We start from the raw sequence: 24,714 nt of genomic DNA, 5'->3' as shown, positions 1-24,714 counted from the left end.
GGGGCTGACCGCGGGGTAGGAGTGCAGGACGTGCTGGATCCGTTGCGCCGGAGTATGACTCCGACGGGCGAGGGCCTCGGCCGCGGAGGCGGGTGCGTTGGTGGTCGCCATCTCAGCCCCAGCAGACCTTGGAACCCTCGGCCGAGGTGATGCTCTCCACCCCGTCGACCGGCTTGTCCGTGACCAGCGCGACGCCCGTGTCGTAGAAGTCCAACCCGGGGCTCGTCGACGGCTTGGTGCCGTCCTTGGCGTAGTCGGCGATGGCCTTGACGCCGAGTTCGGCCATCTTCAGCGGGTACTGCTGCGAGGTCGCCCCGATGATCCCGTCGGTGACCTCCTTCACCCCGTCGCACCCGCCGTCGACGGACACGATGAGCGCGTCGGAGATCCCGGCCGCCTTCAACGCGTTGTACGCCCCCGTGGCCGACGGCTCGTTGATCGTGTAGACGACGTTGATGTCGGGGTTCTTGGTGAGGCAGTTCTCCATGGCCGTGCGGCCACCGTCCTCGGCGCCCTGGGTGGGTTCGTTGCAGACGATGGTGTAGGTGCCGCCGTCGTAGCTCCCGGTCTTGTCCTCGTCGCCGTTCTTCTGCTTGTCCTTGGTGTCGATCCCCATGCCGGTGAGGAAACCCTGGTCGCGGTTGTAGTCGACCGAGACGACCTTGTCGTTGAACAGGTCCAGCATCGCGATGGTGGCGGGCTTGCCGGCGAGCTGGCCCTTCGTCCACTCCCCGATGAGTTCCCCGGCCTTGAAGTTGTCGGTCGCGAACGTGATGTCGACGGTGTCGGCCGGGTCCGGCGGGGTGTCCAGCGCGATGACGTAGAGGCCGGCCTCGCGGGCCTTCTCGATGGCCGAGTTCACCCCGGGACCGTTGGGGGTGATGATGATCCCCTTCTGACCGCCGGCGATCGCGTTCTCGATGAGCTGGACCTGGCCCTGCTCGTCGCCGTCCTCCTTGCCGGCGCCGATGGTCAGGTCGACCCCGTCCTTGTCGGCCTCGGCCTGCGCGCCCTTCTGCATCGCGACGAAGAACGGGTTCGTCGAGTCCTTGGTGATGAGGGACACGGCGACCTTGCCGTCGGTCCCCCCACCGGTGCCGGTGTCCCCGCCACCGCAGGCGGCCACGGAACCCACGGCGGCCAGGCAGGCGACGACGGCGGCGGAACCGCGGCGGAGGGCGCGGCGGCTGGGACGGGCGGAGACGACGGTGCGGGTCATGAAGATTCCTCCTGGCGCTGCGGTGCGCGAGATGACAACGTTGTCGAAGTCGGAACTTTTTGTAGTCCTCCCACGTAGCCCAGGTCAACGGAGAACCTCGGCTTGTGACCCATCCGTGACACCCCAGGTGAGGAGCAGGCGATGACGCGCTCGACGGACCCGGTCCCCCGCGCCACGATGCGCGACGTGGCCGCGCAGGCCGGGGTCAGCCTGAAGACCGTCTCCCGGGTGGTCAACGAGGAACCCGGAGTCCGAGAGGTCGTGGTCGACCGCGTGCGTTCCGTGGCCGCGGAACTCGGCTACCGCCACCACCGCGGGGCCAGCGACCTGCGCCGCCGCGGTCAGCGGACCGGGGCGATCGGGGTCCTCGTCCAGGACGTCGCCAACGACTACTCGGCCCGCCTGCTCCGGGCGCTCGAGGACGCCACGCGCGCCCGCGGCCTCATCCTGCTGGCCGCGAGCATCGACGAGGACCCCGACCGCGAACGGCACCTGGTGGGCCAGATGCTCGCCCGGCGCGTCGACGCGCTGGTCCTCATGGCCACCACCCCCCGCCAGGACTACCTGCTGCCCGACATCCGGGCCGGGCTGGGCGTGGTGTGCGTGGACCGCGCGCCCGTCGGGGTCGAGGTCGACGCGGTCACGATCGACAACGTCGGCGGCAGCCGCGCGGCCGTCGAACGGCTCCTCGACCAGGGGCACCGACGGGTCGCCTTCCTCGGCGACCTCCCGAACCTCGCGACCGCCCACGACCGCTTCGCGGGGTTCCGGGAGGCGTTGGCGAACCGGGGCGCCGTCCCGGACCCCGCTCTCGTCCGCCACGGCCTGCGCACCGCCGAGGAGGCCCGCCGGGCGGTCGAGGAGATGCTCACCCGGTCCGCACCCCCGACCGCGATCTTCGCCGCGCGCAACGTCCTCACCACGGGCTGCCTGCTGGCCCTGCACCACGACGTAGGGCGGTCGACCCCGCCCGCGATCGCCGGTTTCGACGACATGGCCCACCTCGACCTCGTCGGGCGCCCGTTGCTCATCGTCCGCCAGGACGTCGAGGAGATCGGCCGTACCGCCGCCCGGCTCCTCGAGGAACGGCTGCTCTCCCCCACCCGTCGCGCGCGCTCGGTCGTGCTGGCCCCCGAGCTCGTCAGCTACGGCGACCCGGGAGCACGACGGCGCGCACCGGCGACCCGTCCAGGCCGCGCAGGCGCAGCGGCCAACCGGTGAAGAACCGTTCGGCGCCGTCGTCGGGGACGACCCCGGGGACGAGGTTCTCGTAGATCACCCCACCCGCGGCCGACCACCGCTCGTGGAAGGGGAACCCGTGACCCGGCGGTCCCCCGGTCGGGTCGGGGCTCAGGGTGTCCACCCCGACGGTCCGGACGCCCCGGTCCAGGAGCAGGTCCGCGACGTCGGCGTCCCGCCAGGGGTGCTCGGTCACCGCGGGGGTGTCGAAGCGGTCGGCCCAGCCGAGGTCGAGCACGACGACGTCCCCCGCACCGGCGCTCCCGAGCCGGGCCGCGACCTCCCGGGCCCCGACCCGTGCCCGGGCCGGCAACCCGGAGAACCGCACCAACCGCAGCGGTCCGCAGAACCGGTCCAGGGCGACCTCGTCGACCGCGGCCCCGTCGCCGCGCACGTGGGCCGGCGCGTCGACGTGGGTCCCGCTGTGGGTGCCGCAACGCAGGTGCGTGACCGCGGCGCCGTCGGCGGCGACGCTCGCCACGGGCGTCGTCGCCACCTCGGGATCACCCGGGTAGACCGGCATCCCGGCGACGAGGGGGCGGGTGAGGTCGAGCGGACCCACGCGCGGTCAGCCCGCCTGGTTCACCCGGACGAGGTTGCCGGCCGGGTCGCGGAAGGCGCAGTCGCGCGGACCCCAGGGCTGTACGGCGGGTTCCTGGAGGACCTCGGCCCCGCTGGCCCGGACCTGCTCGAACAGCGCGTCGAGGTCGTCCACCGCGAACACCAGCGGGCCGGGCAGCAGCCCCTTGGTCAGCAGCTCCTGCAGCGCCTCCGCGTCCTGAGGCGAACGGCCGCCCCCGGGCTCGGAGAGGACCAGTTCCAGGCCGGGTTGTGCGGCGAAGCCGAGGGTGACCCACCGGGAACCGCCGTTGCTCACGTCGGTCTTGAGTTCGAGGCCCAGGGCGTCGCGGTAGAAACCGACGGCGGCGTCCATGTCGTCCACGACGACGGGGCTGTAGCGCAGGGAGACGGTGGTCATGACCACCACGCTAGGACCCGGACCCGCCCTCGGGCTTCTCCGATCCTGCGCGATCCCCCGTGGGGCCGTAGCGGACCGGGCGGGCGAGGATGCGGGCCAGGCACGAGGGCAGGGCCTCGGTCGCGTCGTGCCGGCGCGCACGGTAGGCGCTGGGCGTCTCCCCCACCAACCGGGTGAAACTCGAGCTGAACGACCCCAACGACGTCGCCCCGACCGCGACACAGGCCTCGGTGACCGTCGACCCGTTGCGCAGCAGGGCCATCGCCCGCTCGACCCGTCGGGTCATCAGGTACCCGTAGGGGGTCTCACCGTAGGCCTGACGGAACGACCGGGAGAAGTGGGCGGGGGACATGAAGGCCGCGCGGGCCATCGTCGGGACGTCCAGCGGTTCGGCGAGATCCCGGTCGATCCGGTCGCGCGCCTGCCGCAGGAGCACCAGCACCTCCCGCGGCAACCGTCCCGCCGCCACCCCTCCCCCGGTCTCAGGGGTGCAGCAGGACCTTGAGGGCACCCGTCCGGGCCCCCAGCTCCTCCAGCGCCTGCGACGCCTGCGCGAGGCCGAACTCGTGGGTGACCAGGACGCCCGGGTCGAGCGTGCCGGCCGCGAAGGCGCGCACGGCGTAGGCCCAGGCCCGGGTGGGGGCGCCGAACACGGTGAGCAGGGAGACGTTGCGGGACACCAGCTCCAGCGCCGAGAGGTCGTCGGCGTCCACGGGAGGGATCCCGGTGAGGACGATGCGACCGCCGCGCCGCGCCAACCGCACCGCGGTCCGGGCGATCCCCGGCGCCCCGGCGGCCTCGATCACGACGTCGAAGGTCCCGAGCAGGTCGCGCTCGGCCGCCTCGGTGGTGACGTAGTGGGCGGCCCCGCAGCGCGCGGCCACGTCCTCCCGACCCGGCCCGCGGTGCACCACGGTCACCTCGCAACCCAGTCCGCGCAGCAGCTGCACGGCGAGCAGCCCGAGCGTGCCGGCGCCGACGACCGCGACGCGCTCACCCGCGGCGACCCGTGCCTCGAGGACGGCCTCCGCCACGCACGCGGCGGGTTCGATCCCGGCGGCGGCCCGCAGGTCGGCCCCCTCCGGGAGCAGGTGCAGGTACCGGGCGGGCAGCACCAGGAACTCCGACCAGCCACCGGGCAGCGTGAACCCGGTCTCCTCGTACTCCTGCGGCCACCCCTCGACGTCACCGACCACCGAGGCCGGCGTCCCCTCGGCCGTCCGGATGCCCTGACCGACGACCCCCCGCCCGAGCAGGGACGCGGGCACGCCGGGTCCGACGGCCTCCACCGTCCCGGACCACTCGTGCCCCGGGACCACCGGGTAGCGCACGAACTCCGCGGGGCGCGTCCCGGCGAGGATCTCGCGGTCGGACCCGCAGATCCCGCACCAGGCGACCTGCACGCGGACCTCTCCCGGGCCGGGAGCGGCCACCTCGACCTCGACCTGCTCCAGCAGGCCCGGTGCGGTGATCTGCACCGCCCGCGCGGTCCTGGTCCCGGCGGCAGCTCCGGGGACGACACCCTCGGTCACGGTTGAACCCCTCACTCGCGGCACACCCGGTAGCGTGCGCGGACATGACCATCGCGGATCGTGCAGGCGTCGAGGCCGCCGAGGACGCGCGTGGTCGGACCGACGCAGCCTACGACGCGCTGCTCGAGATGTTGATGAGCGCTCAGGTCGAGCCCGGCGCCCCGCTGCGCACCGAGGCCCTGGCCGCGGAGATCGGGGTCTCGGCGACCCCGGTCCGGGAGGCCCTGGCCCGGCTGGAGGCGACCGGGCTGGTCCTGCGCAGCGCCCGGCGCGGCTACCGGGCCGCCCCGCTGCTGTCGGGGGAGGAACTGCGCCAGCTCGTCGAGGTCCGCCTGCTGGTCGAACCCGGCATCGCCGCGATGGCCTGCCGGCGAACGGGTCCCGGCTTCCTGGAGCGGCTTCGCGCGGTGGTGCGCGAGCAGCGGGAGGCCCCCACCGGGCCCGGGTACCCCCGGTTCAAGGCCTACCTGGAGGCGGACTGGTCCTTCCACGTGCTGCTGGCCGAGGGCAGCGGGAACCCCTTCGTCCGCCGCACGCTGGACTCGTTCCGGGGCTTCGTGCAACGGCTGCACCAGGTGGAGGACCACGTGGAGGACGCGCAGGAGAGCGCGGCCGAGCACACGGCCATCGCCGACGCGATCGCCGCCGGTGACGCGGAGGCGGCGGCCGAGGCCATGCGCGCCCACCTGCACCAGGTGCTCGAGCGGGCCGTCCCGCCCGCCGTGGGCTGACCCGGTCCGCGCCGGGGACGACGCCGGTTGACACACCCCCGCCCCCGGGAGGATGGTTGTCCCGAGCGATTCTATAGAATCTCGGACGATCACCTGCGATGGAGCGACGCGTGACTCAGGAGAACCAGCCCGTCTTCGACGGCTTCCCGGCCGATCTCACCCGGGAGAACTGGCCGATCACCGTGCCGATGATGCCGCACCCGCACGTGCTGGCCGACGGCTCGACGGTGCAGGAGCAGTCCGCCGAGGGCTGGGCCGCCACCCTCGACGTCATGGTCGACGCGGGGTACTCGTGCATCGACCCGACCGACACGTGGATCCGGATCGCGGACCTCTCCTCGGCGCGTCGTCAGGAGTTCGCGCGCACCGTGCGGGCCGCGGGCCTGCAGATCCCCGCGTTCTCCACCTCGCGCCGCAGCGTCATGGACCCGGAGTCGTGGGAGGAGAACCTCGCCTACTCCCACCGGGCGATCGACGCCTGCGCCGAGATCGGGATCCCGTTGATCAACTTCGGGTTCATGCGGCAGCTGACCCCGGCCCAGGCGAAGGCGCTGTGGTTCTGGCTGGAGCCCGGCCCGGTCGACGACTTCTCCGACGAGGCCCGCGCGCTGGCCGTCTCCCGCATCCAGGAGCTCGGTCGGCACGCCGCCGAGGTCGGTGTGCAGGTGGCGCTGGAGATGTACGAGGACACCTACCTCGGCACCGCCGACTCGATCCTGGCCTTCCTCGACGACGTGGCGCTCGACAACGTCGGGGTGAACCCGGACTTCGGCAACATCCTGCGCCTGCACCGCGAGGTGGAGCCGTGGCTGGAGATCGCCGAGAAGCTCCTGCCGCGCACCAACTACTGGCACCTCAAGAACTACTACCGCGACGAAGAGCCGACCACCGGTTCCGTCCGCACCCACCCGGCCCCGCTGGAGTTCGGGACCATCAACTACCGCAAGGCGATCGGGATGGCCGTCGAGGCCGGGTTCCGGGGTGCGTTCTGCGTCGAGCACTACGGCGGCGACAGCATCTCCGTCGGTGCCACCAACCGTGAGTACATCCGCCGGGTCCTGCCCCGCGTCATCCCCGCCGTCTGAGCGACCCGCGTCCCGCGAAGGAGAAACCCCGTGAGCATCGAACCCCGCGCGACCCGGATCACCCGCGTCGCCCAGATCGGCACCGGTTACATGGGCGGGGGCATCGCCCAGTCCCTGGCCCTGGCCGGCAACGACGTGTGGCTGGCCGACGCCGACGCCGAGTCCACCCGGCGCAACTACGAGCGTCTGCTCAAGGAGGCGCAGCTGTTCTCGGCGCAGGGCCTGTTCCCGGCCGACGCCGCCGACGTCCTCGAGCAGCGTTTCCACCCCGCGTCCTCCATCGAGGAGGCGGTGGCCGACGTCGAGTTCGTCGAGGAGGCCGTCTTCGAGGACCCGCAGGTCAAGAAGGACGTCCTGTCCCGGGTCGAGAAGGCGGTGCAGCCCGGCACGATCGTCGGGACCAACACCTCGACCATCCCGGTGAAGGTGCTGGCCGAGGCGTTCGAGGACCCGTCCCTCTTCCTCACCGTCCACTTCTCCAACCCGGCCCCCTTCATCCCCGGGGTGGAGCTGGTCACCGGCGAGGCGACGAACCCGGCCGTCCTGCCCATCATCGACGAACTGCTGACCCGCGCGGGTCGTCGCGGCGCCCAGGTGGCCGACGTCCCCGGTTTCGTCCTGAACCGGCTGCAGTACGTGCTGCTGAAGGAGGCCATGACCGTCGTCGAGGAGGGCGTGGCCACGGCCGCCGACGTCGACACCATCGTCTCGACGACGTTCGGGTTCCGGTTGCCGTTCTTCGGCCCCTTCGCCATCGCCGACATGGCCGGTCTCGACGTCTACGCCAAGGGGTTCGCCGTCCTGGAGGGACACTTCGGCGAGCGCCTGTCGGCGCCGCAGAACCTCACCGACCTGGTCGCCGCCGGGAAGTTCGGCACCAAGACGGGATCGGGCTTCCTGGAGCTGGAGCCGGAGAAGCTGGCCGAGCTCATCGACTACCGCAACCGGGCCTACAAGAAGATGGCCGAGCTGCTCGAGGACCTGGGTCCCTCGCCGCTGCAGTCCTGACCGCCGACGCGGCCCCCTCCCCCGGTCGACCCCCCGCTGCCCTTGGCAACGGGGGGTCGACGGGCGGATGCTGGGACGCACGATCCGACGGCGGAGGAGGAGGTGGTCCCGGTGCTCGTGACCGGTGCCATGCAGACCCACGTGGTGACGCTCCTGGAGGACGACGAGGTCCCGCACGCGGCCCGGCTGCTCCTGCACCACTCCATCGCCTCGGCCCCCGTGCTCGACGCCGAGGGCCACCTGGTCGGCATGGTGAGCGAGTCCGACCTGCTCCGCGAGCGCCTGCCGCAGGACCCGCGGGCGCACTTCCGGGCCGACACCGACCCGCTGGACACCCCGCCCCGGACCGTGGCCGACGTGATGACCCCCCGCCCCCTCACCGTCGACGAGCACGCCGACCTGGAGGAGGCCACCCGGCGGCTGCTGGACCACGGGGTCAAGGCGCTGCCCGTGGTGCACGGCCGCCGCGTCGTCGGCATCCTCGCCCGCCGTGACGTGCTGCGGACCCTGGCCCGCACCGACGACGACGTCGCGGCCGACGTCCGGCGGCGTCTGGAGGAGGACCTGCCCGAGGACGACTGGCGCGTCGAGGTCGTCGACGGGGTGGTCACGCTGGGCGGACCGGACTCCCCCGCGCAGCGCCGCATCGCGGCCGTGCTGGTCCGGTCGGTGGCCGGCGTGGTGCGGGTCGTCGACGGCGACGACCTGGTCTCGATCGACGAACCGGTGCACCGGGTCCGCCCCTGATCCCCGCCCCCTGGACCCAGCCCCGGTCCTAGCCCCAGCCGGTCGTCGCCCGCACGACCGCGGTGGCCCCGGCGGCGAGGACCAGCACCAGCAGGAACGGGGCCCGCAGGGCGAGGGCGACCGCGGCGACCCCGAGCCCGACGACCCGGGCGTCCAGCACGAGCTGCGGCCCGTCGGAGACCGTCTGGACGGCGACGAGGGCCGCGAGCAGGGCGGCGGGCAGCAGCGCCGCGCACCGGGTCACCCGCTCCCCAGCCAACCACGCCGCGGGCACCAGGTGCCCGAGGAACTTGGTGGCGAAGGCGATGGCCGCGGCGAGCAGGACCGCCACCCACGTGCTCACGCCGACCGCCCACGGGCAGGGAGCAGACCGAGCAGCAGGGCCACGCCGGCGGCGGCCACGATCGGCAGGCCCACCGGGACCGCGGGGACGAGCAGGATCGCCACGACGGCGGCCCCCGCGGCCGCGACCGCGGAACGCCGTTGCCGCAACCGGGGCCACAGCAGACCGAGGAAGGCCGCGCCGGCGGCCGCGTCGAGCCCGTAGCGGCGCGGGTCGCCGAGGGAGTCGCCGAGCACCGCACCGAGCAACGTCATGAGGTTCCATCCGACGAAGACCACGGCGCCGGTGACCCAGAACCCGCGCCGCCGGGCCGCGTCGGTGGGCTGGGCGATGCCGACCGCGGTCGACTCGTCGATGGTCCAGTGCGCGGCGAGGAGCCGGCGGGCCCCGCGCGCGTCGAGGAACCCGCTGACCTGCAACCCGTAGAGCGCGTTGCGCACGCCGAGCAGCGACGAGGCCGCGACCGCGGAGGCGACGCTGCCACCCCCGCCGAGAACTCCGACCAGGGCGAACTGCGACCCGCCCGAGAACAGCAGCAGCGAGGTCGCGCAGGCCTGCAGGACGGTCAGACCGTTGGCGACGGCGAGCGCCCCGAGGCTGATCCCGTAGAGCGCGGTGGCGATGCCGACCGAGAAACCCTGCCGGCGGGCGGCCCGCAGGGCCGACGTCTCGGGCGCAGCGGGCGGGGCGGGACTCACCGGCCCAGAATGGCAGGCTGGTCCGGTGCCCACCCTCGCCCTCCGTCGCGCCCGCCTGGCCGTCGGCGCGTGCTTCGTCGCGAACGCCTTCGTCTACGCCAACATCGTCCCCCGGCTGCCGGAGATCAAGGCCGAGCTCGGTCTGAGCAACGCCGCGCTCGGGACGGCCATCGCGGCGCTGCCCACGGGGTCACTGATCGCGGCGCTGACGTCGGGGTTCTTCATCGCCCGGTTCGGTTCGGGCCGGGTCGCGGCCGTGGGCATGGCGGTGGCGGCGGGGGTCCTGGCGACGGCGACGATCGCCCCGAGCTGGGGGGTGCTGGCCGCGGTCCTGCTGGTGACCGGGGCGCTGGACGCCGTCGTGGACGTCGCCCAGAACGCCCACGGTCTGCGGGTCCAACGGCACTACGGCCGCTCGATCATCAACGCCTTCCACGGCATGTGGAGCATCGGGGCGGTCGCGGGCGGTCTGCTCGGTTCCGCCGCGGCGGGGTTGTCCGTCCCGCTGCCCGTGCACCTGCTCGTGGTCGCGGTGCTCGTGGTCCTGGCGATGCTGCTGGCCCAGCACTGGATGCTGCCGGGTCCGGACGAGGCGGACGGCCCCGTGGTGCAGGCCGCCGACCCGGCCTCGCCCCCGGTGCCGACGGGCCGGGTCCGGTGGCCGCGGGCGGCCGTGCTCGCCCTCGCCGCGCTCGGGCTGCTCGCCGCCTGCGGGGCGTTCGTGGAGGACGCGGGGTCGAGCTGGAGCACCCTCTACCTGCAGTCGTTGGCCGCGGCGCCCGCGGTCGCCGGGTTCGGCTACGTGGGACTGGCCACCGGCATGACCGTCGGCCGGTTCACCGGTGACTGGTTCGTCGACCGCTGGGGCGCGGCGGCCGTCGTACGCGTCGGCGGCGTGCTGACGGCGGTGGGCATGGGCACCGCCCTGCTCGTCGGGTCCGTGCCGGTGACGATCGTGGGTTTCGTGCTGGCCGGTCTCGGGGTCGCCACGCTGGTCCCGGCGGTGTTCCACGCCTCCGACGAAATCCCCGGGCTGCCCCGCGGCGTGGGACTCTCGGTCTCCAACTGGTTGCTGCGCCTGGGGTTGCTGGCCTGCCCGCCGCTGGTGGGCCTGCTCGCCGACGCGACCTCGCTGCGGGTCGCGCTGATCCCGACGGTGCTCGCGGGGGCCGGGGCGGTGGTGCTGGCCGGATGGTTGCGACCACGTCCTACCCTGGCCCGATGAGCGACGAGGCTCCGACGTCCCTGCTCGACCGGCTCTCCACCGAGGAGAAGATCGCCCTGCTCGACGGGCAGGACTTCTGGCGCACCCAGGCCCTGCTCGACCACGGCGTGGCGGCCGTGATGCTGACCGACGGCCCGCACGGGTTGCGCAAGCAGGAGGAGGGTGGCGACCATCTCGGGCTGGCCGACAGCGTGCCGGCCACCTGCTTCCCGCCCGCGGTGGGGCTGGCCTCCAGCTTCGACGTCGACCTGCTCCGCCGGGTCGGGGCGGCGCTCGGGCGGGAGTGCCGGGCCAACGGGGTGGCGGTGCTGCTGGGGCCCGGGGTGAACATCAAGCGGAGTCCGTTGTGCGGTCGCAACTTCGAGTACTTCTCCGAGGACCCGCTGCTGGCCGGTGAGCTGGCCGCGGCGTTCGTGGCCGGGGTGCAGGGCGAGGGCGTCGGAACCTCCCTCAAGCACTTCGCCGCCAACAACCAGGAGACGGCCCGGATGACCGTGTCGGCCGAGGTCGACGAGCGCACGTTGCGCGAGATCTACCTCCCCGCCTTCGAGACCACCGTCCGTCGGTCGCAACCGTGGACCGTCATGTGCTCCTACAACCGGATCAACGGGGTCTACGCCTCGCAGGACCCGTGGCTGCTGACCCGGGTGCTGCGCGAGGAGTGGGGTTTCTCCGGACTGGTGGTCTCCGACTGGGGCGCGGTGGACGACCGCGCCGCGGGGGTCCGGGCGGGGCTGGACCTGGAGATGCCGTCGTCGGGCGGGTCGGGGGCCGCGCGGGTCCGCGACGCCCTGCAGGCGGGCACCCTGACCGGGGCGGAGCTGGACCGGGCCGTCGGCCGCGTCCTGGAACTGCTGGAGCGGGCGGCGCCCGGGCTCGCCGAACCCCTCGGTGTCGACGTCGAGGCGCACCACGCGCTGGCCCGCGAGGCCGCGACCCGTTCCGCGGTCCTGCTCGAGAACGACGGGGGACTCCTCCCGCTCGCGGCGCACGGCGGGACCGTGGCGGTGGTCGGGGAGTTCGCCCGTACCCCGCGCTACCAGGGGGCGGGCAGTTCCCAGGTGAACCCCACCCGGCTGGACGACGCCCTCTCGGCCCTGCGCTCGGCCCTGCCCGGACGCGAGATCACCTTCTCCCCCGGGTTCACCCTCGCGACCGACCCGGGTGAGGACGACGAGGAACTCCGGGCCGCGGCGGTGGCCGCGGCGACCGACGCCGACACGGTGCTGGTGTTCCTGGGGCTGCCGGCCGCCGCGGAGTCCGAGGGGTACGACCGGACCCACCTCGAGCTCCCGGCCGCCCAGCTCGCCGTGCTGGAGGCGGTGCTCGCGGCGAATCCGCGCACGGTCGTGGTGCTGTCCAACGGGTCCGTGGTGCGCACGAGCGGCTGGGTGGAGCGGGTCCCGGCGGTCCTGGAGGCGTGGCTGCTCGGTCAGGCCGGAGGGGCGGCGACCGCGGACCTGCTGACCGGGGCAGTGAACCCCTCGGGCCGGTTGGCCGAGACGTTGCCGGTCCGGCTGGCCGACACCCCGGCCGTCGGGAACTTCCCTGGCGAGCACGGACGGGTGCGCTACGGCGAGGGGTTGCTGGTCGGGTACCGCTGGTACGACACCCGCGACCTGCCGGTGGCGTTCCCCTTCGGGCACGGTCTGTCCTACACGACGTTCCAGTGGTCGGACCTCGCGGTCGAACCGGACGGCGACGGGGCCCGGGTCCGCGTGCGGGTCACGAACACCGGCAGTCGGTCCGGCGTCGAGACCGTTCAGGTGTACGTCCACGACCGCGAGGCGTCGGTGTTCCGGCCCGAGGCCGAGCTGCGGGGTTTCGCCCGGGTGGAGCTGGCGCCGGGTGAGGCGCAGGCGGTCGAGGTGGGGCTGGACCGTCGGGCGTTCGCCTACTGGCACGACGGTCACGGGGACTGGTTCGTCGAGGGGGGCGAGTTCGAGATCCGGGTCGGCGCGTCCTCGCGCGACGTCCGCGCCCGCGCCACGATCGACCTCCCCGGGGACGAGCGGCCCACCCCTCTGGCCGCCGACGCGGAGGTCGGGGAGTTCCTGGCCCATCCCGTCGTCGGCCCCCGACTGCGGGAACGGCTGGGCGGCGGCGAGTGGACGCGGATGCTCGAGGACCCGGTGAACGGGCAGATGATGCGGGCCGTCCCGCTGGTCCGGCTGACCCGCTTCCCGGGGTTCCCGCTCGCCGAGGACGAGATCGCCGGTCTGACCGACGCCACCGGGGGCCGGGTCCACTGACGACGATCGTCGACCGACGATGATCGTCGACCGATGACGATCATGGCCGGGCCCGCGGATGACCCCCCAGCCTCCGCGGGCCCGACCATGACGTCGTCGTCCTCGGTACCGCCTAGGCGGCCGAGGACAACTCGGCGCAGCGGATCCCGGTCAGGAACTCCTGCAGGACCACGGGCTGCACGTCCATGCGCCGCAGGGCGAACAGGCCGTCGGCCTCCCACCCCACGGTTGCGGCCGGCACGTGGATCCCCCGGACCCGCAGCGACAGCGCAAGGGTCGGGGGCAGCGGTGCCCCGGGAGCCAGGGTGAGCGCGCGACGACGACCCTGGGGGTCGAGGTCGGCCCACCAGGCGTCCAGGGCCTGCTGCGTGTCGGTCACACCCGGACATCGCGCTCCGTACCCGGGCCGTTTCATCCCCACCGGCGTGTCGCCCGATCGGCGCAGTTCTCCCGGGGCCGGACATACTGGGCGGGTGGGAGTCGACGACGTGCTGGCCGCGGCCCGGGCCGGGGTCGAGCGCTACGACCCGACCGCGACGGCCGCCGCGCTGGAGCGCGGGGCCCTCGTCGTGGACACCCGGACCGAGCGCCAGCGCCGGGAGCAGGGCGAGTTCCCGGGGGCCGTGGTGATCGACCGGACCGTCCTGGAGTGGCGGCTGGACCCGACCTCCTCCGCGCGCATCCCGGAGGCCACCGGCCCCGACCTCGAGGTCGTCGTGCTCTGCCGCCAGGGGTACAGCTCCAGCCTCGCCGCGGCCTCCCTGCGCGCCGTCGGACTCCCCCGCGCGACCGACCTGGCCGGGGGCGTCGAGGCCTGGATCGCCGAGGGCCGTCCGATGGTGCCCGGTCCCGCCGACGTACGGGGCTGACGGGTGGCGGGCCGCCCGACCCGGCTCGACGTCGCCGCCGGCGGAGACGTCGAGCCGTGAAGGCGGCGGTTGGCTGCTGCTGGACCGGTACTGACGCCAGCTCCTCGGTTATGGACGCGTCCCCGACGCCAGCCGAGCCTCTGGACGAACGGTGATCGTGGCCCTGCCTCCGCTCACGTGGCGCCGCACGACGGTCCAGGTGCCTCACTCGCGCTGCGGCCCGGGTCGGCTTGACCTCGCAAACTCCTTGGCCTTGACCGGATCGCTCAACGTCCGATTGCGAGCGGCATCTTCCTGGGTCGCCCGGTTGCCACCGACCACGTGGTCCTGGTCGGCGAACAAGGCCTCCAGCCCCTGCCGCGCCACCAGGGCGGGATCGTTCTTCCAGTCGTTCGAGCCGAATTTCGTCGCCCCCATGCCGGCGCTCCGATGGAAGTCGGTCGCCGTCGCCCCCGGTAGCAGAGCGGTGACGACGACACCGTGCTCCCTCATCTCCTCGCGCAGTCCCTCGGCGAAACTCAGCATGAAACTCCGGGTAGGGCCGTAGATCGACTCGTAGGGAGTCGGGGTCAGTGCCGAGCACGATGTCGTGACCAGGAGGTGGCCGGCCCGCCGGGGAGCCATGTGCCGGACCACCCGTTTCGCCAACCGCACCTGGCCCGTGACGTTGAGCGCGAGCATGGCGAGTTCGTCGTCGAGGTCCGTGTCGAGAAAGGCGCCGCCGAGGCTGCGACCGGCGTTCAGGCAGGCGACGTCCAGCGGGCGGTCGGCGTCCTCGACGGCGGCCCAGACGCGGTCGACACCCTCCGCGGTGGCCAGATCGGCCTGTACCGGGACCACCTGGACGCCCTGGACGCCCTGGACGCCCTGGACGCCCTGGACGCCCTGGAGGCGAGCACCGAGGTCGGCTACGCGCTCGCTCGCGCCGACACCCACGATGTCATAGCCGCGTTCGGCGAGCTGTCGGGCGAGCTGGAAACCGATACCGGCTGAAGCGCCGGTGACGAGAGCCAGAGGCACGGGGATGCTCCTTCGTGTCAGGGATGGGGATCGGGTACCCGACCGGTCACTGCTGGTTCGACGGTCCGCCATGATCTGTCAGGGACGGGCCGCATGCCCGACGGTCGCCAGGCGCCCTCGAGACGACGTGGTCGTCACACCCCGGGTCTGCTGGTCGTGCGCCGGACGACCAACGACGCCGGCACCTGATGGACCCGTCGGGCAGGGGTCTTGCCCCCGATGCGCTCGACCAGGAACCGCGCCGCATGGACGCCGATCGCCAGGGTGCCGTTCTCGACACTGGTCAGCGACAGGTGCCGGATCTTCGCCAGGTAGGTGTTGTCGTACCCCACGATGGACACCTGTTCGGGAACGGTCAGAGCGAGGTCGTGCGCCGCGGACAGGGCTCCGATGGCGGCGAGGTCGTTATAGGCGACGATCGCGGTCGGTCGAGGAGCCCCGGCCAGGACCCGGCGGGCGGCGGCGTAGCCGCTCTCCTCGCTCATGCCCCCGGGAACCGTCAGGGCCGCGAGACCGGCGGCCGCCATCGCGTCACGGTACCCCTGGGCCCGAAGGTCCCCCACCCGTCCCGGTCCCTGCAGGTGCGTGATCCTGGAGTGGCCGAGTTCGACGCAGTGCCGCGTCGCGGCAGCCGCTCCGTCGACGTCGTCGTTCACGACGACGTCGACTTCGACACCCGGGCCGAGATCGGCGGGTTCGTAGGTGCCGGACAGCACGACCGGCACCACCGCCGCGGCCCGCCGCAACTGCTCGCCGTCCTCGGTGGTGCCCACCACGATGATGCCGTCGACCTGCTGCTTGAGGAGCTGCTCGACCGGTGAACCACCGACCCTGCGCAAGGTCGCGGAGTCGATCAGCACCGGTGAGAAGCCGAGGGTGTCCAGGGTCGCGGTCACGCCGTCCAGCAGGTCCACGAACCAGGGGTTGCGCAGGTCGTTCAGGAGCACCCCGACCGTTCCGGAACGCCGTGCCCCCAGCACCTGAGCGACCCGGTTGGGCTGGTAGCCCAACTCCGCGATGGCCCGGTCGACCGCACCTCTGCGGGCGGGACTGACCCCAGGATCGCCGCGCAGCACCAGGGAAACCAGGGACTTCGACACTCCGGCCCTTGCGGCCACGTCGCGAATCGTGGGGCTCCGGTCCGTCGACACGAGTGTCATCCTACCCCTACTCTGGACCGGTCCATTTCTGTCCAGTCCAGCCAGGACCCGGGCAGGGCACCGACCCGGAGGAGCACCGTGGCACCCAAGATCTCGATGAACGTGACGACCACGTTCTTCGGCAACGTCGTCCAGGACATCCGCCTGGCCAAGGAGGCCGGCTATACCGGCATCGAGCTGCAGAGCCCCAAGCTCTACCGCTACCTGGACGCCGGTTTCGACGTCCGCAACCTGCCCGAACTCCTCAGCGGTCTCGAGGTGACCGGTCTGGGAGCCGTGCTCGACATCGAGCGGCAGGGCCCGGCTCGCGAGGAGTACCTGGCCGAGGTGACCCGCATGTGCGAGGTGGCGGTCGCCGTCGGCGCCCCCATCGTGCAGTTGTGCACCGGCCCGGTGGACTGGAACGTCGTCAAGGACTTCACCGCCGGACGGCTGGCCCCCGACGACGACCGGTACCGGGCCACCCTCGGCCTGGACGAGTCGGAGGCCCTCCGGGTCACGGCCGGCAACGTGCGCGCCGCCGCCGACATCGCTGCCGGGCACGGCCTGGACATCTACCTCGAACCGCTGGCCTGGGCCCGGCTCAACCGCTGCCGTCACGCCGTCGCCCTGATCGAGGAGGCGGGCCGCGACAACGTCGGCATCGCCCTGGACACCTGGCACTTCTGGACCACCGGGGACACCCTGGACGAGGTCCGCGCCCTGCCGAAGGAACTCATCAAGGCCGTCCACCTGTCCGACGGCCTGGACCTGGACCGCGAGCGCGACGTCCCCGACCAGTCCCACCACCGCGACGTCGTCATCGGCGGCGGCTCGATCCCGTTGCAGCAGTGGGTGGATGCCATCAAGAAGACCGGGTACGACGGGTGGTGGGTGACCGAGATGTTCTCCAGCCGCGCCAACGAGCACGACCCGGCCGTGGTCGCGCGAACCATGCGCGACCTGACCGCCATCCTCGTCAGCTGAAGGGAACCGACATGCAACGTTTCGCCCTCATCGGCGCCGGCTTCATCGGCACGGTCCACGCAGCCTCGCTGGCGGCGCACCCGGACGTGGACCTCGTCGGCGTGCACGACGTCGACGCGTCCCGCGCCGGGGCGCTCGCCGCCCGGTACCGGACCCGCGTCCTGGACGAGGCGCAGGCCTTCGACGCCTCGCGCATCGATGCCGTCTTCATCGCGTCCTCGACCGACACCCATGCCCGGCACCTGCGGGCCGCGGCCGACGCCGGCCTGGCCGTCCTCTGCGAGAAACCCATCGCCGCCGACCTCGCCGAAGCCGTCGCCGTGGCCGACCACGTCCGGGCGAGCGCGGTCCCGGCGATGGTCGATTTCAACCGTCGCTACGACCGCGACCACGCCGAACTCCGTCGCGTCGTCGCCTCCGGTGGCGTCGGGGAGGTGGAGCTGATCCAGCTCACCTCGCGCGGGCCGTCCCTGCCCCCGTTGGACTACCTGCGCTACTCGGGCGGTCAGCTGCGGGACCAGACGGTGCACTTCTTCGACCTGGCCCGGTGGATCAGCGGCCAGGACCCGGTCGCCGTCTCGGTCATGGGGTCGGCACTGGTCGATCCGGCCATCGCCGAGTTCGGCGACGTCGACACCTCGGTGGCGACCCTCACGCTGCCCAGCGGCGCGCTCGTCCAGATCGACAGCGTCCGCCGCACCGGCTACGGCTACGACGAACGCATCGAGGTCATGGGATCGACGGGCCTGGTGGAGTCGCGCCGCCAGCGCCGCGGCAACGTCGCCCGGTACGGCAGCGCCGGCATCCTGGCCGACGGGCTGTCCGAGGGCTGGTTCGAACGCGTGCAGAACACCTACGCGGCAACTCTCTCCGCGTTCGTCGCCGCGCTCGAGAACGGGACCGAACCGCCCGTCACCCTGGACGACGGCGTCCGCGCGCAGGCCATCGCCGAAGCAGCGAGTCGGGCGCTCACGTCGCGTCGCCAGGAGGTCATCGCGTACCCCTAGAGCCCGGCACGTTCTAGCGCGGTGTCGTAGGCCTCGCTCGCGGCCTCCCACCCCTCGCCCCGGGCCAGCGCGGCCTCGTAGTGGGCCAGCAGTTCCTCGGCCCGCGGGGCGAACCGGGCCAGCCACGCCTCGGCGTCGCGACGCCAGTAGCCGACGCAGTGCGCCTGGGCGGTGGCGTACCCGCGGTCGCCGCGCAGGTGCTTGCGGATGGCCCGGGACTCCGACGCCTCCCCGGCGAACCACACGTACCCGCCCTCGACCGGGGGGACGAAGGGCGCGCAGCGCAGGGCCAGGGAACCGGAACCCCCGCGGGCCCCGGGGCCGACGAAGGTCTCGATGCGCAGCCCGGGCCGGTGCGGCAGGGCGTCGACGTCGCGGGCGGTGAGCAGTTCCACGACGATCGTCGTGGCGGCCGCCTCGGCCGGGGAGAGGGATTCCACGATGCGGGCCAGGGCCGGCAGACCGGTCATGTCCGCCACCAGCAGGCGGGCGGTCGTCCCGGCCGGCGGGGCGTACCAGGAGCGGGGCCGGGCCAGGACGAGCGTGTCCCCCACCTGCGCCGAACGGGCCCAGGTCGAGGCCGACCCGCCCTCGTGCAGCACGACGTCGACGACGAGCGACGTCGCGTCCTTGGCCCGGACCGTGTAGTTGCGCCAGGCCCAGCCGTCGGAGCCGGGCGCCGGGTCGACGTCGGGGAAGCGCATGGTCAGGCACTCGTCGCCCGCGTCGAGCCCGCGGTAGGCGGCGACGCCGGGGCCGGCGAGGACCACGCGCAGCAAGGACGGCGTGAGGTGGCCGACCTCGGCCACGACCGCCTCGAACGTTCCGTCGTACTCCACGATGACCCTCCCCCGAGTGCAGGAGAGGCTCACCTTAGTTGCTGATGCGCCCGTGCACCAGGGGCGGGGGGGCGGGGGCCTCGGCGGGATCGACGACGGCGTAGCCGCCGACCAGCGACTCCAGCGCCCAGTCGAAGCGCTCCGGGGTGTCGGTGTGCAGGGTCATCAGCCGCTGCCCGCGCCGGACGGTGTCCCCGCGGACGGCGTGCAGCTCGACCCCGGCCCCGGCCTGCACGGCCTCCTCCCGGCGCGACCGTCCCGCACCCAGCCGCCAGGCCGCGTACCCGACCGCCAGCGCGTCGACCTCGCCGAGCACGCCGTCGGCCTCGGCGAGCACGTCGTGGGTGTGCTGCGCGCGCGGCAGCTCGGCGTCGGGGTCACCGCCCTGGGCGGCGATCATGCGGCGCCAGGCGTCCATCGCCCGACCGTCGGCCAGCGCGTCGGCCGGGTCGACCGCGTCCAGGCCCACCGCGGCGAGCATCTCCCGGGCCAGCACCAGGGTGAGCTCGACGACGTCGGCGGGGCCGCCCCCGGCGAGGACCTCCACCGACTCGCGGACCTCGAGCGCGTTGCCCGCGGTCCGGCCGAGCGGCGTGGACATGTCGGTCACCACGGCGACGGTCTTCACGCCCGCGTCGGTGCCGAGGTCGACCATCGCCCGGGCCAGCTCCTCGGACAGGGCCAGGTCCTTCATGAACGCGCCCGAGCCGGTCTTCACGTCGAGCACCAGGGCGCTGGTGCCCTCGGCGATCTTCTTGCTCATGATCGAGGAGGCGATGAGCGGGACGGCCTCGACCGTGCCGGTCACGTCGCGCAGCGCGTAGAGCTTCTTGTCCGCGGGGGCGAGGTCACCCGTCGCCGCGCAGATGACCGCCCCGACGTCGGTCAGCACCTCGCGGATCTGCGGGAGTTCCAACGAGGCCCGCCAGCCGGGGATCGATTCGAGCTTGTCGAGGGTTCCGCCGGTGTGGCCCAGCCCGCGCCCCGACAGCTGCGGGACGGCCGCCCCGCAGGCCGCCACGAGCGGGGCGAGGGGGAGCGTGATCTTGTCCCCGACCCCGCCGGTGGAGTGCTTGTCGACGCTCGGGCGCGGCAGGTCGGTGAAGTCCAGCCGCGACCCGGAGTCGATCATCGCCGTGGTCCAGTGCGAGATCTCGGTGCGGGTCATGCCGTTGAGCAGGACGGCCATCGCCAGCGCCGACATCTGCTCCTCGGCGACCTCGCCGCGGGTGTAGGCGTCGATCACCCAGTCGATCTGCGCTTTCGACAGTTCCCCCCGGTCGCGCTTGGTGCGGATGACGTCGACGGCGGCGAACGTGGCGGGACTCACGGGGTTTCAGGCCTTCCGGGCGGGGTCGGTGAGGTCGTGCGGGCCGAACGCCCAGGGCAGGACGGCGCTCATCGGGCGGATGCCGTCGGGGGTGTCGACCAGCAGGTCGGGACCCCCGAACTCGTAGAGGAGCTGGCGGCACCGGCCGCACGGCATCAGCAGGTTCCCGACCGCGTCGACGCAGGCGAACGCCACGAGGCGACCGCCACCGGTCATCCGGAGCTGGCCGACCAGCGTGCACTCGGCGCACAGCGTCACGCCGTAGCTGGCGTTCTCGACGTTGCAGCCGCTCACGATCCGGCCGTCGTCGACGAGCGCCGCGGCCCCCACCCGGAAGTGGGAGTACTCGGTGTAGGCGAACTGCAGCGCGTCGGCGGCCGCGGCCCGGAGCCGGACGAACTCGGCCTCCCCCGGGACGGTCGGGTCCGGGCTCATGCCGGGTACGGTTCGCCGGCCGCGCGCGGGGCGCGGGAGCGGCCGACGAATCCGGCGACGGCGAGGATCGTGGCCAGGTAGGGCAGCATCGCCAGGAACGAGCCGGGCACCCCGACCGGGGTCGGCAGGACCCCGACGAAGGTCTGCAGCGCGGCGAAGAACCCGAACAGCAGCGACGCGAACATCGCCCCGACCGGGCTCCACCGACCGAAGATCACCGCGGCCAGCGCGATGAACCCCTTGCCGGCCGACATGTTCTCGGTGAAGGGACCGATGGTGCCGATGGACAGGTAGGCCCCGGCGAGTCCGGCCATCCCCCCGGCCACGACGACGTTGACGTAACGCACCTTGAGCACGGGGATCCCGACCGTGGCCGCGGCCTTGGGGTGCTCCCCCACCGCCCGGGTCCGCAGCCCCCAGCGGGTGCGGAACAGCACGATCTGCAGGGCGATGATCACCGCGTACATCAGGTACACGACGATGTTGCCGCGGAACAGCAGCGGCCCCAGCACCGGGATGTCGGCCAGCAACGGGATGGGCAACGGCTGCAGCACCCCGGGGGAGTTGTAGGCCCCGGTGTCGGTCTGCATGAGGGCCTTGTAGGCCCACCCGGTGAACCCCAGGGCGGCCGCGTTGAGGACGACCCCCAGGATGACCTGGTTGATCCGGTACTTGATGGCGAACACCGCGAGCAGCAGACCGACGACGGCGCCGGAGAGGACGGCGCCGACGACGCCGATCCCGAGCGAACCGGCCATCGTCGCGACCAGGGCGCCGAAGAAGGCGCCGGTCAGCATCTGCCCCTCGATGGCGACGTTGACGATGCCGCTGCGCTCACCCAGGACGCCGGCCATGGCCCCCAGGATCAGCGGGGTCGCCAGGAAGATCGTCAGCTGCAGCAGCCGGACCGCGTCGATGGAGGCCGCTGGAGCCCCGGGCCCACCCCCGGACATCGCCCAGCAGAGGAACGCGACGATGAAGCAGAACGCGGCGACCCCCACGACGAGGGGTTGCCGGCGCCGCGGGACGCCCACCGCGAGCTGCCAGACGCCGAGGGCGACGACGAGCAGGCCGAGCAGGACCGGGGTGGCGGTGCCGGGGACGGTGAGGTCGGGCAGCTCGACGGCCGAGCCGCCCCCGAACCGGAACGTCGCGTCGCCACCGCCGGAGCCGAGTCCCCACCCGAGGACGGTGACCGCCCCGACCACGAGCAGCAGGATCCCGCCGACGAGGCGGCTGCGCACGGACGGCCGGACGGCCACCACCTCGGGGTTCTTGACCAGTTCCTCGTCCGGCGCGGGGGCCGGGCCGACGGCGCTCATCGCAGGGCTCCGGTCGCGGCGGGGGCGCCGACCCCGGCACCACCCTCCTTGAGCCGGAACACCGACCGCACCAGGGCCGGGGCGGCGATGAACAGCACGATGAGGGCCTGGAGGACGCCGACGAGGTCGACGGGGACCCCGGTCTCGCTCTGCATGGTCACGCTCCCCGCGCGCAGGCCGCCGAACAGCAGACCGGCCGCGATGATGCCGTAGGGGTTGTTGCGGCCCAGGAGGGCGACGGTGATGGCGTCGAAACCGATGGTCCCGGCCACGCTCCCGGTGACGGCCTTGGTCACCCCGAGGACCTGCACGGCCCCGGCCAGCCCGGCGAGCCCCCCGGCGAGGGCCATCGTGACGACCTGCAGCCGACCGACGTCCATCCCGGCGGTGCGGGCGGCGTCGGGGTTCGCCCCGACGGCCCGCATCCGGAACCCGAGGGTCGAGCGGGTGAACAGCCAGTGCACCGCGACCGCGGCGAGCACGGCCAGGAACAGACCGGCGTGCAGGCGGAGCCCGCCGCCCAGCAGGGCGGGCAGCTGGGCCGAGGGGTCGACCACCTCGGAGATGGCCTGCCCGAACGGGGGTCGCTGGAAACCCTCCACCCCGAGGAGGAACGTCAGCAGGTTGATGGCGACGTAGTTCAGCATGATCGTGGTGATGACCTCGTGGGCGCCGGTCCGCGCCTTGAGCCAGCCGACGAGCCCGCCCCAGGCGGCCCCGCCGAGGATCCCGCCGAGGAGCGCGACCAGCAGGTGCAGGACGACCGGGAGGTCGAGGGTGAAACCGATCCAGGCGGCCGTGGTCGCGCCCAGGATGATCTGGCCCTGGGCCCCGATGTTGAACAACCCGACCCGGAACGCCAGCCCCACCGCGAGCCCGGCCAGGATCAGCGGGGTGGCGTTGACGAGGGTCTCCGACAACGGGCCGAGGGCGGCCCACCCGGTCGCCCCGGGCCGGAACACCGCCCCCTCCAGGAGGGCGACGTAGGCCTCCTTCACCGCGTACCAGATGTTGACGAACGTGTCCCACGGGTAGGCGAAGAAGTACTTCGCCGCGTCGCGGACACCGGTGTCGCCGATGCAGATGAGGACGGCGCCGACGAGCAGCGCGCCGACGACGGCGAACGCCGTCACCAGCCAGTCCCTGGCCTTCACGCCGTTGCCTCCGTACCGCTGGTGGTGGTCGGGCCGGGGGCCGCGGTCCCCGCCCCGGACATCAGGAGCCCGAGTTCCTGCTGGGTCGCGTCGGGTCCGACCTCGCCCGCGACCCGACCCCGGTAGAGCACGACGATCCGGTCGGCGAGCGCCCGCACCTCGTCGAGCTCGGTGGAGATGAGGACGACCGCGGCCCCGGCGTCGCGTTCGCGGACGATACGGGCGTGGACGAACTCCTGGCTGCCGACGTCGACGCCACGGGTCGGCTGGGCGACGACGAGGAGTTTCAGCGGTCGGCTCAGCTCCCGGGCGAGGACGACCTTCTGCTGGTTGCCGCCGGAGAGGGTCGACACCGCGGCCGCCGCGGAACCGGTCCGGATGTCGAACTCCTCGACCCGTTCTCCGGCGTTGCGCTGCATCGCGTCCCGGTCCAGGACGCCGCGGCGGACGAACCGCTCGTCGGCGAGCAGGTCGAGCACGAGGTTCTCCTCGATGGAGAAGGAGGCGACGAGGCCGTCGTGCACGCGGTCCTCGGGGACGTAGCCGACCCCGCGGGCCAGGACGTCGTGGACGTCGAGGCCGGTGATGTCGTCGCCGTCGAGGTGGACGCGCCCCGACGTCGGCGGCAGCAGTCCGAGGATGCTGCGGGCCAGTTCGGTCTGACCGTTGCCGTCGACGCCGGCGACGCCAAGGATCTCCCCCGCCCGCACGGTGAGTGAGACGTCGTCGAGCAGCAGGGTCCCGGCCGGGTCGGCGACCCGGACCTCGTCGAGGCGCAGGACGTCACGCCCCGGCGCGGGCGCCGCCTTGTCGACCGCGAGGCGCACGTCGCGCCCGACCATGAGCGCGGCCAGCTCGGCGGGCGTCGCCCCCGGGTCGGCCTGCCCGACCACCTTGCCGCGGCGGATGACGGTGATGCGGTCGGCGACCGCCTTCACCTCCCGCAGCTTGTGGGTGATGAAGACGATCGAGGTCCCCGCCGCGGCCAGTTCCCGCATGACCCGCATGAGGTCGTCGGTCTCGGCCGGGGTGAGGACGGCGGTCGGCTCGTCGAGGACGAGGACCGACGCCTTGCGCAGCAACGCCTTGACGATCTCGACGCGCTGCTGGACGCCGACGGGCAGGTCGGCGACGAGCGCGTCCGGCGGGATCTGCAGGCCGAACCGCTCGGAGGTCTCCAGGACCTGGCGCCGCGCGGTGCGGCGGTCGAGGAGCCCTCCGGTGGTCCGTTCGGCCCCGAGGACGATGTTCTCGGTGGCGGTGAAGGTGGGGACGAGCATGAAGTGCTGGTGCACCATGCCGATCCCCGCCGCCATCGCGTCGGCGGGCGAGCTGAACGAGACGGGCCGGCCGTCGACGAGGATCTCGCCCTCGTCGGGGGTGTACAGGCCGTAGAGCACGTTCATCAACGTGCTCTTGCCCGCCCCGTTCTCCCCCAGCAGCGCATGGATCTCCCCCGGCTCGACGGTCAGGTCGATCGCGTCGTTGGCGGTGAAGTCCCCGAAGCGCTTGGTGATGCCGCGCAGTTCGAGCTGCATGGGTTCGCTCGTCCCG

26 protein-coding genes are annotated in these 24,714 nt (G+C 73.1%); 10 read left to right on the top strand and 16 right to left on the bottom strand.

What is annotated here, in order from left to right; translation table 11 throughout:
* Positions 1 to 112 precede the first annotated feature (112 nt).
* Positions 113 to 1,219 carry a substrate-binding domain-containing protein gene (locus ACFFKU_RS15970; protein ID WP_380139469.1) on the bottom strand — a complete coding sequence of 369 codons (1,107 nt, stop codon included), beginning with the start codon at positions 1,217 to 1,219 and terminating at the stop codon, positions 113 to 115.
* 141 nt (positions 1,220 to 1,360) lie between these two features.
* On the opposite strand from ACFFKU_RS15970, the gene ACFFKU_RS15965 reads away from it, so the two are divergent.
* Positions 1,361 to 2,440: a LacI family DNA-binding transcriptional regulator gene (locus ACFFKU_RS15965; RefSeq protein WP_380139467.1), complete on the top strand. Its 1,080-nt coding sequence runs from the start codon at positions 1,361 to 1,363 to the stop codon at positions 2,438 to 2,440.
* Here the strand turns inward: ACFFKU_RS15965 and ACFFKU_RS15960 are convergent.
* Genes ACFFKU_RS15960 through ACFFKU_RS15945 form a run of 4 tightly spaced genes read right to left on the bottom strand, consistent with a single transcriptional unit; the run spans position 2,361 to position 4,969 of the window.
* Positions 2,361 to 3,020 (bottom strand): cyclase family protein, encoded by a 660-nt coding sequence (locus tag ACFFKU_RS15960; protein WP_380139465.1) that lies wholly within the window; start codon positions 3,018 to 3,020, stop codon positions 2,361 to 2,363. The two genes, ACFFKU_RS15965 and ACFFKU_RS15960, sit on opposite strands and share 80 nt — an antisense overlap.
* A 6-nt stretch (positions 3,021 to 3,026) precedes the next feature.
* Positions 3,027 to 3,437, bottom strand: a complete 411-nt coding sequence (locus ACFFKU_RS15955; protein ID WP_380139463.1) for a VOC family protein — start codon at positions 3,435 to 3,437, stop codon at positions 3,027 to 3,029.
* Positions 3,438 to 3,447: 10 nt separating this feature from the next.
* Entirely contained in the window at positions 3,448 to 3,873 is a 426-nt protein-coding gene (locus tag ACFFKU_RS15950) for a helix-turn-helix transcriptional regulator (RefSeq protein ID WP_380139461.1), read from the bottom strand.
* 46 nt (positions 3,874 to 3,919) lie between these two features.
* A complete protein-coding gene (locus ACFFKU_RS15945) occupies positions 3,920 to 4,969 on the bottom strand; it encodes a zinc-dependent alcohol dehydrogenase (protein WP_380139459.1) in 1,050 nt (349 codons plus the stop codon).
* 44 nt (positions 4,970 to 5,013) lie between these two features.
* Between ACFFKU_RS15945 and ACFFKU_RS15940 the strand changes: the two genes are divergently transcribed.
* From ACFFKU_RS15940 to ACFFKU_RS15925, 4 genes are all read left to right on the top strand, one after another.
* Positions 5,014 to 5,700 (top strand): GntR family transcriptional regulator, encoded by a 687-nt coding sequence (locus tag ACFFKU_RS15940; protein WP_380139457.1) that lies wholly within the window; start codon positions 5,014 to 5,016, stop codon positions 5,698 to 5,700.
* Positions 5,701 to 5,888: 188 nt separating this feature from the next.
* Positions 5,889 to 6,785 carry a sugar phosphate isomerase/epimerase family protein gene (locus ACFFKU_RS15935; protein WP_380139473.1) on the top strand — a complete coding sequence of 299 codons (897 nt, stop codon included), beginning with the start codon at positions 5,889 to 5,891 and terminating at the stop codon, positions 6,783 to 6,785.
* 30 nt (positions 6,786 to 6,815) lie between these two features.
* Positions 6,816 to 7,793, top strand: coding sequence for a 3-hydroxyacyl-CoA dehydrogenase family protein (locus tag ACFFKU_RS15930; RefSeq protein ID WP_380139455.1), 978 nt, complete (start codon positions 6,816 to 6,818; stop codon positions 7,791 to 7,793).
* A 111-nt stretch (positions 7,794 to 7,904) separates the two neighbouring features.
* Positions 7,905 to 8,540 (top strand): CBS domain-containing protein, encoded by a 636-nt coding sequence (locus tag ACFFKU_RS15925; protein ID WP_380139453.1) that lies wholly within the window; start codon positions 7,905 to 7,907, stop codon positions 8,538 to 8,540.
* A gap of 28 nt (positions 8,541 to 8,568) precedes the next feature.
* On the opposite strand, the gene ACFFKU_RS15920 is transcribed toward ACFFKU_RS15925, so the two are convergent.
* Entirely contained in the window at positions 8,569 to 8,883 is a 315-nt protein-coding gene (locus ACFFKU_RS15920) for an AzlD domain-containing protein (RefSeq protein ID WP_380139451.1), read from the bottom strand.
* The gene (locus ACFFKU_RS15915) at positions 8,880 to 9,581 is read right to left on the bottom strand and encodes an AzlC family ABC transporter permease (protein ID WP_380139449.1); all 702 of its coding nucleotides are present in this window, start codon (positions 9,579 to 9,581) and stop codon (positions 8,880 to 8,882) included. Before ACFFKU_RS15915 ends, ACFFKU_RS15920 begins: the two co-directional genes overlap by 4 nt.
* Before the next feature lie 25 nt (positions 9,582 to 9,606).
* Here ACFFKU_RS15915 and ACFFKU_RS15910 point away from each other — a divergent pair, with 25 nt between their 5' ends.
* Together ACFFKU_RS15910 and ACFFKU_RS15905 are read left to right on the top strand one after the other, a co-directional pair.
* Complete coding sequence (locus ACFFKU_RS15910; protein WP_380139447.1) at positions 9,607 to 10,806, top strand: MFS transporter; 1,200 nt, start codon at positions 9,607 to 9,609, stop codon at positions 10,804 to 10,806.
* Positions 10,803 to 13,058, top strand: a complete 2,256-nt coding sequence (locus ACFFKU_RS15905) for a glycoside hydrolase family 3 C-terminal domain-containing protein (RefSeq protein ID WP_380139445.1) — start codon at positions 10,803 to 10,805, stop codon at positions 13,056 to 13,058. Before ACFFKU_RS15910 ends, ACFFKU_RS15905 begins: the two co-directional genes overlap by 4 nt.
* 112 nt (positions 13,059 to 13,170) lie before the next feature.
* On the opposite strand, the gene ACFFKU_RS15900 is transcribed toward ACFFKU_RS15905, so the two are convergent.
* Positions 13,171 to 13,437, bottom strand: a complete 267-nt coding sequence (locus tag ACFFKU_RS15900) for a hypothetical protein (protein ID WP_380139444.1) — start codon at positions 13,435 to 13,437, stop codon at positions 13,171 to 13,173.
* A gap of 94 nt (positions 13,438 to 13,531) precedes the next feature.
* Between ACFFKU_RS15900 and ACFFKU_RS15895 the strand changes: the two genes are divergently transcribed.
* Complete coding sequence (locus ACFFKU_RS15895; RefSeq protein ID WP_380139442.1) at positions 13,532 to 13,927, top strand: rhodanese-like domain-containing protein; 396 nt, start codon at positions 13,532 to 13,534, stop codon at positions 13,925 to 13,927.
* A gap of 204 nt (positions 13,928 to 14,131) precedes the next feature.
* Here the strand turns inward: ACFFKU_RS15895 and ACFFKU_RS15890 are convergent, their stop codons facing one another.
* On the bottom strand, positions 14,132 to 14,947 hold the full coding sequence (locus tag ACFFKU_RS15890; protein ID WP_380139440.1) for an SDR family NAD(P)-dependent oxidoreductase: 816 nt from the start codon (positions 14,945 to 14,947) through the stop codon (positions 14,132 to 14,134).
* Positions 14,948 to 15,081: 134 nt separating this feature from the next.
* A complete protein-coding gene (locus ACFFKU_RS15885) occupies positions 15,082 to 16,065 on the bottom strand; it encodes a LacI family DNA-binding transcriptional regulator (RefSeq protein WP_380139438.1) in 984 nt (327 codons plus the stop codon).
* Positions 16,066 to 16,185: 120 nt separating this feature from the next.
* On the opposite strand from ACFFKU_RS15885, the gene ACFFKU_RS15880 reads away from it, so the two are divergent.
* Entirely contained in the window at positions 16,186 to 17,073 is an 888-nt protein-coding gene (locus tag ACFFKU_RS15880) for a sugar phosphate isomerase/epimerase family protein (RefSeq protein WP_380139437.1), read from the top strand.
* Between the two features lie 11 nt (positions 17,074 to 17,084).
* On the top strand, positions 17,085 to 18,080 hold the full coding sequence (locus ACFFKU_RS15875; protein ID WP_380139435.1) for a Gfo/Idh/MocA family oxidoreductase: 996 nt from the start codon (positions 17,085 to 17,087) through the stop codon (positions 18,078 to 18,080).
* Here ACFFKU_RS15875 and ACFFKU_RS15870 read toward each other — a convergent pair.
* From ACFFKU_RS15870 to ACFFKU_RS15845, 6 genes are read right to left on the bottom strand one after another with little or no spacing between them, the layout of a single operon-like run.
* Positions 18,077 to 18,919, bottom strand: a complete 843-nt coding sequence (locus ACFFKU_RS15870) for a siderophore-interacting protein (protein WP_380139433.1) — start codon at positions 18,917 to 18,919, stop codon at positions 18,077 to 18,079. The genes ACFFKU_RS15875 and ACFFKU_RS15870 overlap by 4 nt on opposite strands.
* Positions 18,920 to 18,953: 34 nt before the next feature.
* Positions 18,954 to 20,249, bottom strand: a complete 1,296-nt coding sequence (locus ACFFKU_RS15865; RefSeq protein WP_380139431.1) for a thymidine phosphorylase — start codon at positions 20,247 to 20,249, stop codon at positions 18,954 to 18,956.
* Between the two features lie 6 nt (positions 20,250 to 20,255).
* Entirely contained in the window at positions 20,256 to 20,684 is a 429-nt protein-coding gene (locus ACFFKU_RS15860) for a cytidine deaminase (protein ID WP_380139429.1), read from the bottom strand.
* On the bottom strand, positions 20,681 to 22,006 hold the full coding sequence (locus tag ACFFKU_RS15855) for an ABC transporter permease (RefSeq protein WP_380139427.1): 1,326 nt from the start codon (positions 22,004 to 22,006) through the stop codon (positions 20,681 to 20,683). The genes ACFFKU_RS15860 and ACFFKU_RS15855 overlap by 4 nt, the downstream gene beginning before the upstream one ends.
* Positions 22,003 to 23,160, bottom strand: a complete 1,158-nt coding sequence (locus tag ACFFKU_RS15850) for an ABC transporter permease (protein ID WP_380139425.1) — start codon at positions 23,158 to 23,160, stop codon at positions 22,003 to 22,005. Before ACFFKU_RS15850 ends, ACFFKU_RS15855 begins: the two co-directional genes overlap by 4 nt.
* Positions 23,157 to 24,698: an ABC transporter ATP-binding protein gene (locus ACFFKU_RS15845; protein ID WP_380139423.1), complete on the bottom strand. Its 1,542-nt coding sequence runs from the start codon at positions 24,696 to 24,698 to the stop codon at positions 23,157 to 23,159. The genes ACFFKU_RS15850 and ACFFKU_RS15845 overlap by 4 nt, the downstream gene beginning before the upstream one ends.
* Positions 24,699 to 24,714: the final 16 nt, after the last annotated feature.

Origin of the sequence: Kineococcus gynurae (assembly GCF_042433995.1) — a bacterium.
In the GTDB taxonomy this organism is placed as follows: domain Bacteria; phylum Actinomycetota; class Actinomycetes; order Actinomycetales; family Kineococcaceae; genus Kineococcus; species Kineococcus gynurae.
This window is presented reverse-complemented; position numbering and strand designations above follow the sequence as displayed.